The sequence below is a fragment of the Collinsella sp. 4_8_47FAA genome (genome assembly GCF_000763055.1).
In the GTDB taxonomy this organism is placed as follows: Bacteria; Actinomycetota; Coriobacteriia; order Coriobacteriales; family Coriobacteriaceae; genus Collinsella.
On sequence record NZ_KN214137.1, the window covers coordinates 1 to 14806 of the forward strand.

General features: G+C 63.2%; 15 protein-coding genes and 3 tRNA genes. 16 read left to right on the forward strand and 2 right to left on the reverse strand.

Annotated features, from left to right (window positions below; translation table 11 throughout):
- The coding region (locus tag HMPREF9463_RS08070; protein WP_035138444.1) for a helix-turn-helix domain-containing protein at positions 1 to 303 on the reverse strand (303 nt) is incomplete at its 3' end.
- A gap of 211 nt (positions 304 to 514) precedes the next feature.
- Here HMPREF9463_RS08070 and HMPREF9463_RS08075 point away from each other — a divergent pair.
- Positions 515 to 587: transfer RNA gene (locus HMPREF9463_RS08075), tRNA-Ala, on the forward strand.
- A 210-nt stretch (positions 588 to 797) separates the two neighbouring features.
- Here the strand turns inward: HMPREF9463_RS08075 and HMPREF9463_RS08080 are convergent.
- A tRNA-Ile gene (locus HMPREF9463_RS08080) sits at positions 798 to 873 on the reverse strand.
- A 628-nt stretch (positions 874 to 1501) separates the two neighbouring features.
- Here HMPREF9463_RS08080 and HMPREF9463_RS08085 point away from each other — a divergent pair.
- The 15 genes from HMPREF9463_RS08085 to rpe all read left to right on the forward strand — a co-directional run bounded on the left by HMPREF9463_RS08085 (position 1502) and on the right by rpe (position 14802).
- Positions 1502 to 1574, forward strand: a tRNA-Ala gene (locus HMPREF9463_RS08085).
- Between the two features lie 75 nt (positions 1575 to 1649).
- Positions 1650 to 3677 carry an ABC-F family ATP-binding cassette domain-containing protein gene (locus tag HMPREF9463_RS08090; RefSeq protein WP_035138445.1) on the forward strand — a complete coding sequence of 676 codons (2028 nt, stop codon included), beginning with the start codon at positions 1650 to 1652 and terminating at the stop codon, positions 3675 to 3677.
- On the forward strand, positions 3664 to 3960 hold the full coding sequence (locus tag HMPREF9463_RS08095) for a hypothetical protein (protein WP_035138446.1): 297 nt from the start codon (positions 3664 to 3666) through the stop codon (positions 3958 to 3960). Before HMPREF9463_RS08090 ends, HMPREF9463_RS08095 begins: the two co-directional genes overlap by 14 nt.
- Before the next feature lie 9 nt (positions 3961 to 3969).
- Positions 3970 to 4653 (forward strand): site-2 protease family protein, encoded by a 684-nt coding sequence (locus HMPREF9463_RS08100; RefSeq protein ID WP_035138448.1) that lies wholly within the window; start codon positions 3970 to 3972, stop codon positions 4651 to 4653.
- Between the two features lie 84 nt (positions 4654 to 4737).
- A complete protein-coding gene (locus tag HMPREF9463_RS08105; protein WP_035138450.1) occupies positions 4738 to 5550 on the forward strand; it encodes a segregation and condensation protein A in 813 nt (270 codons plus the stop codon).
- A gap of 11 nt (positions 5551 to 5561) precedes the next feature.
- Entirely contained in the window at positions 5562 to 6281 is a 720-nt protein-coding gene (scpB, locus tag HMPREF9463_RS08110) for an SMC-Scp complex subunit ScpB (protein WP_035138451.1), read from the forward strand.
- Positions 6268 to 7242, forward strand: a complete 975-nt coding sequence (locus HMPREF9463_RS08115; protein ID WP_052044179.1) for a pseudouridine synthase — start codon at positions 6268 to 6270, stop codon at positions 7240 to 7242. Before scpB ends, HMPREF9463_RS08115 begins: the two co-directional genes overlap by 14 nt.
- A gap of 66 nt (positions 7243 to 7308) precedes the next feature.
- On the forward strand, positions 7309 to 7995 hold the full coding sequence (cmk, locus tag HMPREF9463_RS08120; RefSeq protein WP_035138453.1) for a (d)CMP kinase: 687 nt from the start codon (positions 7309 to 7311) through the stop codon (positions 7993 to 7995).
- Between the two features lie 3 nt (positions 7996 to 7998).
- Positions 7999 to 8727: a lysophospholipid acyltransferase family protein gene (locus tag HMPREF9463_RS08125; RefSeq protein WP_035138454.1), complete on the forward strand. Its 729-nt coding sequence runs from the start codon at positions 7999 to 8001 to the stop codon at positions 8725 to 8727.
- A 2-nt stretch (positions 8728 to 8729) separates the two neighbouring features.
- Positions 8730 to 9629, forward strand: a complete 900-nt coding sequence (locus tag HMPREF9463_RS08130; RefSeq protein ID WP_052044180.1) for a 4-hydroxy-3-methylbut-2-enyl diphosphate reductase — start codon at positions 8730 to 8732, stop codon at positions 9627 to 9629.
- 2 nt (positions 9630 to 9631) lie between these two features.
- Positions 9632 to 11074, forward strand: a complete 1443-nt coding sequence (locus tag HMPREF9463_RS08135; protein ID WP_035138457.1) for a DUF512 domain-containing protein — start codon at positions 9632 to 9634, stop codon at positions 11072 to 11074.
- Between the two features lie 10 nt (positions 11075 to 11084).
- Positions 11085 to 12419 (forward strand): ribosome biogenesis GTPase Der, encoded by a 1335-nt coding sequence (gene der, locus HMPREF9463_RS08140; protein ID WP_035138458.1) that lies wholly within the window; start codon positions 11085 to 11087, stop codon positions 12417 to 12419.
- Positions 12412 to 13095 (forward strand): glycerol-3-phosphate 1-O-acyltransferase PlsY, encoded by a 684-nt coding sequence (plsY, locus tag HMPREF9463_RS08145; RefSeq protein WP_052044181.1) that lies wholly within the window; start codon positions 12412 to 12414, stop codon positions 13093 to 13095. The genes der and plsY overlap by 8 nt, the downstream gene beginning before the upstream one ends.
- 9 nt (positions 13096 to 13104) lie before the next feature.
- Positions 13105 to 14112, forward strand: a complete 1008-nt coding sequence (locus tag HMPREF9463_RS08150) for an NAD(P)H-dependent glycerol-3-phosphate dehydrogenase (RefSeq protein ID WP_035138461.1) — start codon at positions 13105 to 13107, stop codon at positions 14110 to 14112.
- Between the two features lie 18 nt (positions 14113 to 14130).
- Entirely contained in the window at positions 14131 to 14802 is a 672-nt protein-coding gene (gene rpe, locus HMPREF9463_RS08155) for a ribulose-phosphate 3-epimerase (protein ID WP_035138464.1), read from the forward strand.
- The last annotated feature ends 4 nt before the right edge of the window (positions 14803 to 14806 follow it).

Genomic DNA, 14806 nt, shown 5'->3' on the forward strand with positions numbered 1-14806 from the left:
CCTGGGCCTCCTCGAGCAGCCGTAGCCCCTCCTGTGCGAGCAGCCGTTGCAGCACCTCGGCCACGCGGAGAGCCTGGGGCAGGCCCCCGACAGGTCCGCGGGCGCGGGCTCGCCGTAGCGCGAGCGCGGCGCGGTGACGTAGCGGTGCGCCGCCACCTCCCTGGTCACGGTCGAGGGCGACCTGCCGAGCTCCGCGGCGATCTCGCGGGCGCTGCGGTTGCGGTCGAGCATCCTCTCGACCGTGTTCCTCTCGTGCCTCGTGAGCCTCCCGTACGACCTTCCGGACGGCTTGGGTCTGGACATGCCGGCCTCCCTCCATCGCGGGCCGGGGGATTCCGGCCCCTCTGGGGTTGCCTACCCGGATTCGCGCCTCAGGACTCAGCGCAACGCGTTGCGCTGAGTCCTGAGGCTGTTGCGTTGAGATTGAAAATCAACCCTTTCCACGCACCGTAAAATCTTTTCCAAAATTGTCCTTGCATCGGCGGGGGAGTTCCCGTATAGTACTTTCTCGCACGGGGGCGTAGCTCAGCTGGGAGAGCGCTTGACTGGCAGTCAAGAGGTCAGGGGTTCGATCCCCCTCGTCTCCACCCGAGCATTGAATGAGGCTCCAACGCAAGTTGGGGCCTTTTTTCATATCTATCGATTTACACCATGTGTTGACTGGGCAGCATCTTGGCGACATACCCATTGTTAATTACGAATATGAATGTTAATAACTTTACGTTTCTGGATAGCAAACCTAGTCTGCAGCGCCAATAACAAAGAGGCCGGGCGTAATGCCCGGCCTCGAAATACTCTGGTGGGCCCTCCGGGATTCGAACCCAGAACCCAGGGATTATGAGTCCCCTGCGCTAACCGTTGCGCCAAGAGCCCTTATGAACGGTGAATGCAATTCTAGCAAAGGCAACTCAGGCCTAATTTCTTCGCTTCACGTCGTGAAATACTACCATGCACGAGCAAGTCGCACAACGCAAGATCAAGTTCGATGCTAAACAACAGCTAATCTAGGCCCGTCGCAGATAAGAAGTGTTTTATAAAAAGTTAAGGCCTTAAAATCAGGGCTTCAAGACATTTCAGCGTGAAATCAACCTGATGCCATTTCAAAACCATGCTGGTTTACTACGACGGATTGGCGACCTTCAACCACCGCGTGTTCTCAGTTTGCAAAACCGCAGGTAGAGAGTCCGACGGTTACACGAAAAGGCGTGCGTGGTCGAACATTCAAGATACATCGTAGTAAACCGGCATAGTTCTGAGGCGCAGATGAGGGACGGCTCGCAATCGGACCCGATAATGGGACTGGCGACGCATAGGAAATCCGGTTGCGCGGAGAGGGTCGCGTTCCGCGCGCCAAGTCGGCCGGCGTAGGGGCCGTGCGGGGGCCAGGCGCTCCGCAGGCTGGCCCGGCCCCGCGGGACTCCGGCGCCCGCCCCCCCCGGAAAGTTTTTCCAAAATTGTCCTTGCATCGCCGTCCGAGTTCCCGTATAGTACTTCTTCGCACGGGGGCGTAGCTCAGCTGGGAGAGCGCTTGACTGGCAGTCAAGAGGTCAGGGGTTCGATCCCCCTCGTCTCCACCCGAGCATTGAATGAGGCTCCAACGCAAGTTGGGGCCTTTTTTCATATAGGAACACAAGGTCAAAGGCGGCAGCATGATCCTCCTGGTCGACAAGATCGAAAAAAGCTTCGGCGCGCGCGTCCTCTTTAGCGGCGCGTCCTTCCAGATCAACCCCGGCGAGCGCTTCGCGCTCGTGGGCCCTAACGGCGCCGGCAAAACAACCATGCTCAAAATCATCATGGGCATCGACAGCCCAGACGCCGGCCAGGTCCAGTACGCCAAGGACTGCCAGGTGGGCTACCTAGAGCAGGAAACCAACCTGGAGCAAAAGGACACCACCATTCTCGCCGAGGTCATGGCCGCCGCCAAGGAAATCCGCCGCATGGGAGAGCGCGCCAACGAGCTGCAGGCTCAGATCACCGAGCTCTCCGAACAGGGCAAAGACGTCGACGCACTCCTCAACGAGTACGGCATGGTCCAGGACCGCTTTGAACACCTGGGCGGCTACGAGCTCGAGAGCAACGCCCGCAAGATCCTGTCCGGCCTGGGATTTAAGGTCACCGACTTTGAGCGCCCGTGCTCCGAGTTCTCGGGCGGCTGGCAGATGCGCATCGCGCTCGCCAAGCTCTTCCTGCGCCACCCCGACCTGCTGCTTCTGGACGAGCCCACCAACCACCTGGATCTCGAAAGCGTCCAGTGGTTGCGCGGCTTTATCGCCAACTACGACGGCGCCGTGCTCATCGTCAGCCACGACCGCGCCTTCATGGACGCCTGCGTCGACCACGTCGCCGCGCTCGAAAACCGTCGCGTGACCACCTACACCGGCAACTACAGCAGCTACCTCAAACAACGCGAGGACAACCTGGAGCAGATGCGCGCCAAGCGCGCCGCCCAGGAGCGCGACATCGCCCACATGCAGGTCTTCGTCGACAAGTTCCGCTATAAGCCCACCAAGGCCGCCCAGGCGCAGGAGCGCATCCGCAAGATCGAGCAGATCAAAAAGGAGCTCGTCATCCTGCCCGAGGGCCACAAGCACATCGACTTTAAGTTCCCTGACCCGCCGCGCTCCGGCGACATGGTCGTGGGGCTCGAGGGCGTCTCCAAGTCCTACGGCGAAAAGCACATCTACAGCGACATCGACCTCAAGCTCTACCGCGGCGAGCACGTGGCACTCGTCGGCCCCAACGGCGCCGGCAAGTCCACGCTCATGAAGATTATCGCCGGACTGGAGCCGCCCACCACCGGAACCCGGGACCTGGGAACCAACGTGGGCGTGGCCTATTACGCCCAGCACGCGCTCGAGGGCATGACCGAGTCCAATACCGTCCTGCAAGAGATCGACACCGTTATGCCCAAGTGGACCGTGCCGCAGCAGCGCAGCCTGCTGGGCGCCTTCCTGTTTAGCGACAACGATTCCATCGAGAAGCAGGTTCGCGTCCTCTCCGGTGGCGAAAAGGCGCGTCTGGCCCTGGCAAAGATGCTCGTGGCCCCCGAGGCACTCCTGTGCCTGGACGAGCCCACCAACCACCTAGACATCGACTCGGTGGACATGCTCGAGAATGCCCTGCAAAGCTTCCCCGGCACCATCGTGCTGATCAGCCACGACGAGCACCTGGTACGTGCCGTGGCCAATCGCGTAATCGACATCCGCGATGGTAACGTCACGGTCTACGACGGCGACTACGACTACTACCTCTACAAGCGCGAGGACCTCGCGGCCCGCGCCGCCGCCGAGGCGGCAGGGGAGAGTGCGCCAGCGGCGGGCAAGCCCGCCTGCGCCGCCCAGGCCAACACCCCCGTCGTAGCACCCAAGCCCGCCGAGGGCAAAAAGACCAAGGAGCAAAAGCGTGCCGAGGCTCAGGCCCGTGCCGCGCTCAACAAAAAGCTCAAGGGCGTGCGCAACCAGCTCAAGAAGATCGAGACGGAGCTCGATAAAAAGCGAGCCCGCTATGACGAGCTTATGGAATTGATGGCAAGCGAAGAGCTTTATGCCGATCAGGACAAGTTCAACGCCGCGCTGGGGGAATATAACGGCCTTAAGCAAGAGCTGCCCAAGCTCGAGGACGAATGGCTGGAGCTTTCCACCCAGATCGAAGAGGAGACCGCACGTGAACTCTCGTAAGGCCGCTGCCGTGGCGATGAGCATCATCGCCATCGCCTGTCGCATCTGCGGCATTTTTATGAGTGCGATGACCGTGCTGTTGTGCTTTAGCGGCCTCACCGCCAAGCTGCAGATCGTGGGCTTTATCGTTGAGCTTTCGCGCGCGCTGCCGAACGCCATCGCCGGCTACGGCGTCATCACGTCGCCCTTTGGCGGTGTGTTCCGCCTGGATTATGCTATCGTCGCCGTCATTCTGTTTGTAATTGACCACCTGCTCACGCGCGCTTCGCGCCACGTCCGCTAGGGGAGCGCCATGTCCAGCAGCTACATCATGAACCTGCTCGCCAGCGCCGTCGCCGTCATTGTGGGCATCGTCATCCACGAGAGCGCGCACGCCGCCGCGGCCTGGGCACTCGGCGATAAGACGGCCCGTTCGCGCGGTCGTGTCTCGCTCAACCCGCTCAACCATATCGACCCATTCGGTACCATTCTCCTGCCGCTGCTGATGCTCGCCGCCGGAGGCCCGGTGTTCGCCTTTGCCAAGCCGGTGCCTGTCTACCTCAACAACCTCAAGCACCCCAAGCGCGACGAGGTCCTGGTGAGCGTTGCCGGCCCCGCATCGAACATCGCGCTCGCCTGTCTTGCCGCGGTCCTCATGCGCCTAGCCTATGGCAGCCTCTACACCAGCATGTCCTTTGCCCTGGCGTCACAGATCATGAACTTCGGAGCCACCTTTATCGTGGTCAACCTGTCGCTCGCGTTCTTCAACCTCATCCCGATCCCGCCGCTCGATGGCTCATCGATCATCGTGCCCTTCCTCAAGGGCAAGGCGCTCAACAACTATTACCGTCTGCAGCAATACGCTATGCCCATCCTCATCCTGGTGCTGTACCTGCTGCCCATGTGGACCGGCATCGATGTAATCGACCGCTATTTCGACGTTACCGTGTATCCGCTCGCTGAGCAGCTGCTCAACTTCGCAATCGCCGGCATCTAAGGTAAACTTACAGGTCGACCGTGCAAAACGGTCGTAACATGCACTCAAACCGCGCCGCGAAGGCGCCGTCAAAGGAGGTCGAAGATGTCGTATCGCGTGTCGACGCAGGTCTACAGCGGACCGTTCGACCTGCTGCTGCAGCTGGTAACCCGCCAAAAAGTTGATATCGGCGCCATCTCGATCAGCGAGGTGGCCGAGCAATACCTGGCCGAGGCCGAGCGCATCGAGGCGCTGGACCTGGACGTGGCGAGCGACTTTTTGCTGGTCGCGGCAACCCTTTTGGATATCAAGGCCGCCTCTCTGGTGCCGCAGGAGGCCCCGCGCAAAGTCGATGACGACGATGACGAGTTCGACGAAGACCTTGAGGAGCTCAGCACGCTTGACGGCGACGCGCTGCGTGAGGTCCTGATCCAGCGCCTGATTGCCTACAAGCAGTTTAAAGGCGCGGCTGCGGCCCTCGGTGCGCGCATGCAGGCCGAAAGCCGCATGCATCCGCGCGTGGCCGGCCCCGACCCCGAGTTCCTAGGCCTTATGCCCGACTATCTTGCCGGCATCACGCTGCGCGGTCTCGCCGTCATCTGTGCCGACCTGGATGGCAAGCGACAGACCTTCCTGCTCGAGGCCGAGCACGTGGCGCCGCATCGCGTACCGCTCGACTTGACCGTGGCCTCAGTCGACCGCTTTACCATGACGCACCAAACCTGCACCTTCCGCGAGCTACTGGACGGCGATGCCACCACCGAGCAGCTCGTCGTCACCTTCCTAGCTATGCTTGAGCTCGCCAAGCGCGGCTCGCTCACGCTGAGCCAGGACGAGATCTTTGGAACCATCCGCATCAACCGCGTCGAGGGCGCCGAGGCCTATGTGCCCGGCGAGGGCCCCGAGCTCACCGAATAGGAGCCGCAACCATGTCAACCCTTTCCACGCTGGAGGCAAACAGCCTCAAAGGCGCCCTCGAGGCGCTGCTGCTGGTGTCGAGCGACCCCGTGAGCGCACCCGCGCTGGCAGGTGCGTTGGATATCGCCCCGGGCGAATGCGCGTCGCTGCTCGCCGAGCTCAAGGTTGAGTATGAGGAGGCCAACCGCGGCTTTCAGCTGCGCGAGGTCGCCGGCGGCTGGCGCCTGTTTACTCACCCCGCCTACCACGACGTGGTCGAGGCCTACGTGCTGAGCTGGGACACGCAAAAGCTGTCGCAAGCGGCGCTCGAAACCCTGGCCGTCATCGCATACCACCAGCCTGTGACGCGCGAGGTGGTCAAGGGCATCCGTGGCGTCAATTCCGACGGCGTCATTGCGTCACTCGTCGACAAGGGCCTGGTGCGTGAGCTCGGCCGCGACCCCCAGCGCGGTCAAGCCATCATCTACGGCACGACCAACGCCTTCTTGGAAAAATTCGGCCTGCGCTCCACCCGTGATCTGCCCGATCTGGAGCAGTTTGCCCCCGACGAGCAGTCGCGTCAGTTTATCCGCGAGCGCCTGAGCGGCCGCAGTATTCAGTCCACGCTCGAGGAGCAGGCCGAAGACCTGGACGAAGAGCGCGAACTGCTCGATACCGATGTTGAGGACACCGATGAAGAGGAGCTTCTGCTCACAGGTGCTACCTCGGAGGATATACATGACGAGGACTAACGAAGCAGGGGAGACGCGCGTCGCAAGCGCCACGGACACCGCAGCGCCCGTAGGCGACGCGGTGTCCGTCTACCCGCACACCATGCGCCTGCAGCGCTTTTTGGCGCGCGCGGGCGTGGCGAGCCGCCGCGGCTCGGAGGACCTGATGACCGCCGGTCGCGTGACCGTCAACGGCCAGGTCGCGACCGAGCTGGGCACCAAGGTCGACGTCGACCGCGACCACATCGAGGTCGACGGCATGGTCGTCAAGCTCAACCAGGGCGCCGTGTACTTGATGCTCTACAAGCCGACCGGCTACCTCACCACCATGAGCGACCCGCAGGAGCGCCCTTGTGTGGCCGACCTGGTCCCCCGCGACCGCTTTCCGGGACTTTTCCCGGTGGGTCGCCTGGACCGCGACACCACGGGCCTTTTGCTCTTTACCACCGACGGCGACCTATCGCAGGACCTGCTGCACCCCAGCAAACACGTCTACAAGACCTACCAGGCGCTCGTGGACGGGCGACTGACCGACCGCGATCTAGAACCGCTCCGCCGTGGCATCGAGCTCGACGACGGCCTGTGCCAGCCGGCAATCTGCCGTGTCATTAACGCGCGCGAGGCCGAGGCAGTGGCGCCGCAAGGCGTCAAGCCCGGCACCACTGCCGTCGAGGTCATCATCCGCGAGGGACGCAAGAATCAGGTCAAGCGCATGCTGAGCAAGATTCATCATCCGGTGATCCGTCTGCACCGCTGCAACTTTGCCGGCCTGGAGCTCAAGGACGTGGCCAAGGGCTCGTGGCGCGAGCTCACCGACCGCGAGGTGCAGATCCTCAAAAGCGGTGGCATCCCGCCCAAACAGGCGAGCGCAAAGCGCAACGGCGACAAGCCCCAAGACACGCCCGCCAGCCGCACGCGTCACCACGGCAGCCACGGCTCCACACCCAAGCGCAACACCTACCGCGAGCGATACACGGGCTAGGCAACCCGCCGCGCCCCAACGCCCGCGAACCATACCAGCACGTCAATCATCGAAAGGAAGCATTGCATGATCGTCGCCATCGACGGCCCCGCCGGATCCGGCAAGTCCACCATCGCCAAGGAGATCGCCCGCCAGCTGGGCTTTAACAAGCTCGACACGGGCGCTATGTACCGCGCCGTCACCTTCGCCGCGCTCGACCGCGGCATCGACCTGGACGACGAGGCGGCCATCGACGCCCTCGCCGAGCAGATCGAGATCCGCTTTACCAACGGCACCGGCGAGGACACGCGCCTGACCATTGACGGCCAGGACGCTTCGGCCGCCATCCGCACCCCGCAGGTCGACGCCAACGTGTCCAAGGTCTCGGCCTACCCGGGCGTGCGCGCCGCCATGCTCATCCACCAGCGCCGCGCCGCCGAGGACCGCGATATCGTCGCCGAGGGTCGCGACATTGGAACCGTCGTGTTCCCTAACGCGCAGGTCAAGGTCTTCCTGACCGCCAACCCGCGCGAGCGCGCCCGCCGCCGCGTGCTGCAGCGTCACCAAAACGATGCTCAGCCGCTCACGTCCGAGCAGCTCGAAGCCGAGGTCGACGAGACCCTCGACGCCCTTAAGCAGCGCGACAAGCTTGACAGCAGCCGCGAGGTCGCCCCGCTCGTGCCCGCCGAGGACGCCGTGCACGTCGACTCCACCGCCCACACCATCGACGAGGTCGTCTCGATAATCGAGGACCTTATCAACCAAAGGAGGTAGCCCATGCGCCTGTTTCAGCAGACGCCCGAGGACTATTACAACGCCCCCTACGCCGAGTTTCCAGCGCTCATCCGCGGCACCGTCGTCGTAGTCATGGCCATCCTTTGGGCCTTCTCCAAGCTCATGTGGCGCTGGAAGGTCGAGGACGCCGATCTTCTGTTTGAGCGCCAGGAAGGCCGCGGCAGCGTGGTCATCTGCAACCACACCTCGATGGCCGAGCTCTTGGGCGTGGAGACGGCGCTGTTCTTTGGGGGCCGCCGCATTCGTCCCATCTTTAAGTCCGAGTTCGCCAAGAGCAAGATTGTGCGCTGGGCCTTTAGCCGCGTTGGCGGCATCCCCGTCGAGCGTGGAACTGCCGATATGAAGTGCCTGCGCGCCGCCCAGCATGCGCTGCAGCGCGGCGAGGACGTCCTGATCTTCCCCGAGGGCACACGCATCCGCTCGCGCGAGATCAAGCCCGAGGTCCACGGCGGCTTTGCGCTCATCGCCCAGATGGGCAAGGCGCCCGTCAACCCGCTCGCCATCTGCGGCTGGTCCGACATCACGCCCGCAGGCAAAAAGCTCATGCGTCCCAAGAAGTGCTGGATCCGCGCCGGCAAGGCCGTCTCGCTTTCCGACGCACCGGCTGGGCTTAAGCGCACGGAGCGCCTGGAATGGTTTGAGTCCGAGGCCATGAACCGCGTCTACGCTATGCGAGACGAGCTGTGCGCCGAGCATCCGGGCAGGTTCTAGCCATGAGCGAGAACGTTACGAACACTGCCGCGACCGCGTCCGACCAGGCAACAGCGACTACCATCGAGATTGCAGCCCACGCCGGCACTTGCTACGGCGTACAGCGCGCGCTCGACATGGCGCTGGCCGCCGCGCCGCAGGCAGGGGAGAGCACTCAGGTCCATACCTTGGGTCCGCTCATCCATAACCCCATCGTGGTGCGCGAGCTTGCTGAGGCAGGCGTTGGCCTGGCCGAGACCCTGGACGACGCAGCATCGGGTACCGTGATCATCCGCGCACACGGCGTAGTGCCGCAGGTGATCGATGCTGCCCGCAAGCGCGGCCTCAACGTGGTCGATGCCACCTGCCCCTACGTGAAGAAGGTCCATGTGGCGGCCGAGCGCCTGGTGCGCAAGGGCTACCGTGTGATCGTCGTGGGCGAGCCGGGGCACCCCGAGGTCGAGGGCATTCTAGGCCACGCAGGCGACGATGCGCAGGTCGTGAGCTGTGCCGCTGACGCCAACGCCTTGTCGCTCAAGGGCAAGGTAGGCCTCGTCGTGCAGACCACCCAGACCGCGCAGAACCTCGCCGAGGTCGTGGCGGCTATCACCCCGCGCGTGCAGGAGCTGCGTGTGATCAACACCATCTGCGCCGCCACGAGTGAGCGTCAACAGGCAGCAGCCACACTTGCCAACCGCTGCGACTGCATGGTCGTCGTGGGCGGCAAGAACTCGGGCAACACCCGCCGCCTGGCTCAAATTTGCGCAGACGCCTGCGAGCACACGCATCACATCGAGGAAGCTTCCGAGCTCCAGGGCGCGTGGTTTACCGACGCTCACCACATCGGCATCACCGCCGGAGCCTCCACCCCGCAAGAACACATCGAGCGCGCCGTCGAGCGCATCAAGGAGCTTTACCGCTAACCATGGACCAGACCGTACCCGCATACGCCGCCGAGGTGGCCGATTACGGGCGCAGCCGCGACCCCGAACCGGGTGAGGGCGCGCTCGTAAAGAACGTGCGTCCCGAATCGCCCGCATGGGATGTGGGTATCGAGCCGGGCATGCGCGTGCTCACGGTCAACGGCGAGCAGCTCACCGACATGATCGTGTGGCTCTGGGAGGCAGACGACGACACCGTCGACCTCGAGGTTTTCGACCCGCGCGACAACAGCGTCACCCCCGTCGAGCTCGACCGCTTCCCGGGAGAGGACTGGGGCCTTGAGTTCGATGGCCCCATCTTCGACGGCATGCGCACCTGTGTAAACGCCTGCGTGTTCTGTTTTATGACGATGCTGCCCAAGGGCGGCCGCTCCACGCTCTACATTCGCGACGACGACTACCGCCTGAGCTTTTTGCAGGGCAACTTTGTCACGCTCACGAACCTTACCGACGAGGACGTGCAAAACGTCATCCAACGCAACATGAGCCCCATGAACGTGTCGGTCCACGCCGTGAGCCCCGATGTCCGCCGACGCATGATGGGCCGCAACGCCCAGCGCGGCATGGATGTGCTCGAGGCCATCATGGCCGCCGGCATCGAGATTCACGCGCAGATCGTGTTGTGCCCCGGCATGAACGACGGCGAGGAGCTGGAAAAGACCCTGCGCTTTTGCGAGGAGCACGAGCAAATCACAAGCCTGGGCATTGTGCCGCTCGGTTTTACCAAGCATCAGAACCGTTTTAGCTGGTCCTACAGCGACAAGCCCGAGCTAGCACGCGAGACCATTGCCATGATCCGTCCCTACCAGGATCGTGCCTACGAACGCTTTGGCCGCCACACCTTCCAGATGAGCGACGAGTTCTATCTGGACGCCGGCATCGATCCTCCCGAGGCAGACTTTTACGACGGTTACCCGCAGTACTACGACGGCATCGGCATGATCCGCTCGTATCTGGACGAGACCGACGACGTGCTGACTACCGACGCCGAGCGTCTGGCCCGCGTCCGCGAGGCCGTCGCCGCCCGCAACCAGCGGCTTCTATGTCTCTCAGGCGCCAGCGCACGCGACACCGTGGCGCGCTTTGTGGAGTCGCCGTATGGTCTCGCCGGCACCGTCACAGCCATCAAGAACCGCTACTTTGGCGGCAATGTGGACGTGACCGGCCTCATCGTCGCGTGTGACATCTTGGAGCAGCTGCCCCAAGACCTGTCGGGGGTTATGCTCTTTGTGCCTAAGCTCATGTTCAACGCTGACGGCATGACGCTTGACGAGTATCATCGTGACGATTTACTCGCAAGCCTTACCAGTCGCGGCGCCGAGGTTCATGTGGTGTCGACCATGCCGCATGAGCTGCTCGATACCCTGGAACACATCCTTGGCATTGTGCCCGCAGACTCTAACACTTCCACTGACCCTACCCATTAAAGGAGAGCAGATGAAACCTATCGTCGCCGTCGTCGGACGCCCCAACGTGGGCAAGTCCACGCTCGTTAACCGCCTGGCCCAGACCTCGGACGCCATCGTCCACGAGTCCCGCGGCGTCACGCGCGACCGCTCGTATCACACGGCCGATTGGAACGGCCGCGAGTTCACCATCGTCGACACGGGCGGTATCGAGCCGCTCAAGAGCGATGACGTCTTCGCCACGTCCATTCGCGACCAGGCCCTCGCCGCCGCCGAGGAAGCCGCCGTCATCCTGTTTGTGGTCGACGGCCGCACCGGCGTTACCGAGGAGGACGAGTCGGTCGCTCGCATGCTCAAGCGCTGCGACAAGCCGGTCTTTCTGCTGGTGAACAAGCTCGACAACCCCGATCGCGAGAACGACAGCATCTGGGAGTTCTATTCGCTCGGCATCGGCGAGCCCACGCCGCTCTCGGCCCTGCACGGCCACGGCACGGGCGACCTGCTCGACGACATCGTGGCCCTGCTTCCCGAGGAAGAGGACGAAGTCGCCGACGAGTTCCCCGACGCGCTGAACGTCGCCATCATCGGCCGCCCCAACGCCGGTAAGTCTTCGCTGTTCAACCGCATCCTGGGCGCCGACCGCTCCATCGTGTCCAACATTGCCGGCACCACGCGCGACGCCATCGACACGGTCGTCGAGCGCAACGGCAAGCACTACCGCATGGTCGACACCGCGGGCATTCGCAAGAAGAGCACCGTGTACGAGAACATCGAGTACTACTCCATGGTTCGCGGCCTGCGCGCCATCGACCGCGCCGACGTGGCGCTGCTCGTCGTCGACGCCTCCGTGGGCGTTACCGAGCAGGACCAGAAGGTCATGGGTCTTGCCATCGAGCGCGGCTGCGCCATCGTTGTGCTGCTCAACAAGTGGGATCTGCTCGACGATGACCGTAAGCGCGAGGCCTGCATGGAGACCATCGACCGCCGTCTGGGCGTCATGGCTCCCTGGGCCCAGTACCTGCGCATCTCTGCCCTCACTGGCCGCAGCGTCGAGAAGATCTGGGCGATGGTCGACGCCGCCGAAAAGACGCGCTCGCAAAAGATCAGCACCTCGCGCCTCAACACGTTCCTCACCGATCTGCGCGAGTTCGGTCATACCGTGGTGGACGGCAAGCGCCGCCTGCGCATGCACTACGTGACCCAGACGGGCGTCAACCCGCCGACGTTCACGTTCTTCGTCAACCACAGCGATCTGGTCAACGACACCTATCAGCGCTACATCGAGAACCGCATGCGCTCGACCTTCGATTTTGCCGGCACGCCCATTCGACTCTTCTTTAGGAAGAAGGAGCAAAAGGATGCATAATCCGATTCTGCTGACCGCCATCTGCGCCGTGGTCTCGTTCTTTATCGGGGCGATTCCGTTTGGCCTGATTCTGGGCCGCGTGTTCAACCACACCGACATTCGCAAGGCGGGCTCCGGTAACATCGGCACCACCAACGCCCTGCGTGTGGCCGGCCCCAAGGTGGCCGCGCTCACGCTGCTGCTCGACTGCCTTAAGGGCGCCATCTGCGTCCTTATCGCGCGTCCGCTCATTGCCGACTTGGGCTATGGCTTCCCCGTGAGCATTATGGCCCCCGGCGCCGCCGGCGACTGGATGCTCGGCGTCATCTGCCTGGCAGCCGTGTGGGGCCATATCTTCTCGCCCTATCTCAACTTCCACGGCGGCAAGGGTATCGCGGTTGGTCTGGGCGTCATCCTCGCTTGGTACTGGCCTATTGGCCTGTCGCTGCTGGGCATGTTTATCGTGGCCGTCGCCATCACCAAGTTCGTGTCGGTGGGCTCGCTCGCCGCGGCCATCGGTCTTCCCATTGCCGTCTGCGCGGTCTTTCCGTACAGCAGCCTGGGACTTAAGTTTTGCATGGCGCTGATCGGCATCACCGTGGTGTGGGCCCATCGTGCGAACATCAAAAAACTCATGACGGGTAAGGAGTCCAAGCTCTCGTTTACCAAGCGCGTCACCGAGCCCGACGATAAGTAGGAGAGAGTCATGAATGTTGCGCTGATTGGCTCCGGCTCCTGGGGAACCGCCGTCGCCGGCCTTGCCGCCGCGCGAGCCGAGCGCGTGACCATGTGGGCCCATAGCGAGCAGACGGCCGCCGGCATCAATGGCGAGCACCGCAACCCCCGCTACCTTGTGGGCTACGAGCTGCCCGGCAACGTCGTCGCCACGACCGAGCTCGTGCAGGCGCTCGACGGCGCCGAGGCCATCATCTTTGCCGTTCCTTCGACGCACCTTCGCAGCGTGTGCCACCAGGCCGCGCCCTTTATCGCCGCCGATACCCCGGTGCTCTGCCTCACCAAGGGCATTGAGCCCGAGTCCGGCCTGCTCATGAGCGAGGTCATCGCCAGCGAGATCGGCAACGAGGCGCGCGTGGCGACCCTCTCGGGCCCCAACCATGCCGAGGAGATTTGCCGCGGCGGACTTTCTGCCGCCGTCATCGCCAGCGAAGACCCACAGGTAGGGGAGACCTTTAAGGACCTGCTCCTATCCACGGCCTTCCGCATCTACCTGTCGCAGGACATGACCGGCGTCGAGGTTTGCGGCGCCATGAAAAACGTCATCGCCATCGTGTGTGGCATTTCCGCCGGTTCCGGCGCGGGCGACAACACGCTCGCCCTCATCATGACGCGTGGTCTGGCCGAGATCAGCCGTCTGGTACACGCCCGCGGCGGTCAAGCTATGACCTGCATGGGACTTGCCGGCATGGGCGACCTCATCGCCACCTGCACCTCGGAGCATTCGCGCAACCGCACCTTTGGCTACGAGTTTGCCCACGGCGTGTCGCTCGACGAGTACCAGACGCGCACGCATATGGTTGTCGAGGGCGCCGTCGCGGCCCGCAGCGTGAGCGAGCTTGCCCGTTCACTGGGCGTAGACATTCCGCTCACCTTTGCCGTGGAGCAAACGCTCTACAACGGTGTTACTTTGGATAGGGCGCTCGAGATTCTTACCGATCGCGTCCCTTCTCAAGAGTTCTACGGACTCACCGACTAGCGCAGAAAGGCTTCTACCATGGGTTCCATCAAAATCGCTCCGTCTGTCCTTTCGGCCGACATGGCCAACCTCAAGGGCGAACTCGACAAGATCGCCGGTGCCGACTACGTGCACTTCGACGTCATGGACGGCCACTTTACCGGCAACCTCACCTTTGGCGTCGACATCCTTAAGGCCGTCAAGCGCTCCACCGATGTACCGGTCGACGCACACCTGATGGTGTCGAACCCCGACGAGACGGTCGATTGGTACGCCGACGCCGGTGCCGACATGATCACCGTGCACTACGAGGCCTCCACGCACCTGCACCGCACGCTCACGCACCTGCAGCAGCGCGGCGTCAAGGCCGGCGTGGTGCTCAACCCCGCCACCCCCGTGTGCGTACTCGAGAGCATCATCGACGTTGTCGACATGGTGCTGCTGATGAGCGTGAACCCCGGCTTTGGCGGCCAGAGCTTTATCCCGGGCACTCTGCCTAAGCTGCACGAGCTCAAAGCCATGTGCGAGCGCCACGGCGTGTCGCCCCTGATCGAGGTCGATGGCGGTATCTCTTCCAAGAACATCGCCGAGGTCGTCAAGGCCGGCGCCAACGTGCTCGTAGCCGGCTCCGCCGTATTTAAGTCCGAAGATCCCGCCGCCGAGGTTGCGCTGCTGCAGAAGCTGGGCAACGAGGCTGCACAGGAGGCATAAACCC

Excerpts from the sequence above, each read along its gene's own strand:
- plsY (WP_052044181.1), top strand. The coding sequence starts at position 12,412 with ATGCATAATCCGATTCTGCTGACCGCCATCTGCGCCGTGGTCTCGTTC.
- HMPREF9463_RS08125 (WP_035138454.1), top strand. The coding sequence starts at position 7,999 with ATGCGCCTGTTTCAGCAGACGCCCGAGGACTATTACAACGCCCCCTAC.
- HMPREF9463_RS08115 (WP_052044179.1), top strand. The coding sequence starts at position 6,268 with ATGACGAGGACTAACGAAGCAGGGGAGACGCGCGTCGCAAGCGCCACG.
- HMPREF9463_RS08135 (WP_035138457.1), top strand. The coding sequence starts at position 9,632 with ATGGACCAGACCGTACCCGCATACGCCGCCGAGGTGGCCGATTACGGG.
- rpe (WP_035138464.1), top strand. The coding sequence starts at position 14,131 with ATGGGTTCCATCAAAATCGCTCCGTCTGTCCTTTCGGCCGACATGGCC.
- HMPREF9463_RS08105 (WP_035138450.1), top strand. The coding sequence starts at position 4,738 with ATGTCGTATCGCGTGTCGACGCAGGTCTACAGCGGACCGTTCGACCTG.
- scpB (WP_035138451.1), top strand. The coding sequence starts at position 5,562 with ATGTCAACCCTTTCCACGCTGGAGGCAAACAGCCTCAAAGGCGCCCTC.
- der (WP_035138458.1), top strand. The coding sequence starts at position 11,085 with ATGAAACCTATCGTCGCCGTCGTCGGACGCCCCAACGTGGGCAAGTCC.
- HMPREF9463_RS08100 (WP_035138448.1), top strand. The coding sequence starts at position 3,970 with ATGTCCAGCAGCTACATCATGAACCTGCTCGCCAGCGCCGTCGCCGTC.
- HMPREF9463_RS08090 (WP_035138445.1), top strand. The coding sequence starts at position 1,650 with ATGATCCTCCTGGTCGACAAGATCGAAAAAAGCTTCGGCGCGCGCGTC.
- cmk (WP_035138453.1), top strand. The coding sequence starts at position 7,309 with ATGATCGTCGCCATCGACGGCCCCGCCGGATCCGGCAAGTCCACCATC.
- HMPREF9463_RS08130 (WP_052044180.1), top strand. The coding sequence starts at position 8,730 with ATGAGCGAGAACGTTACGAACACTGCCGCGACCGCGTCCGACCAGGCA.
- HMPREF9463_RS08150 (WP_035138461.1), top strand. The coding sequence starts at position 13,105 with ATGAATGTTGCGCTGATTGGCTCCGGCTCCTGGGGAACCGCCGTCGCC.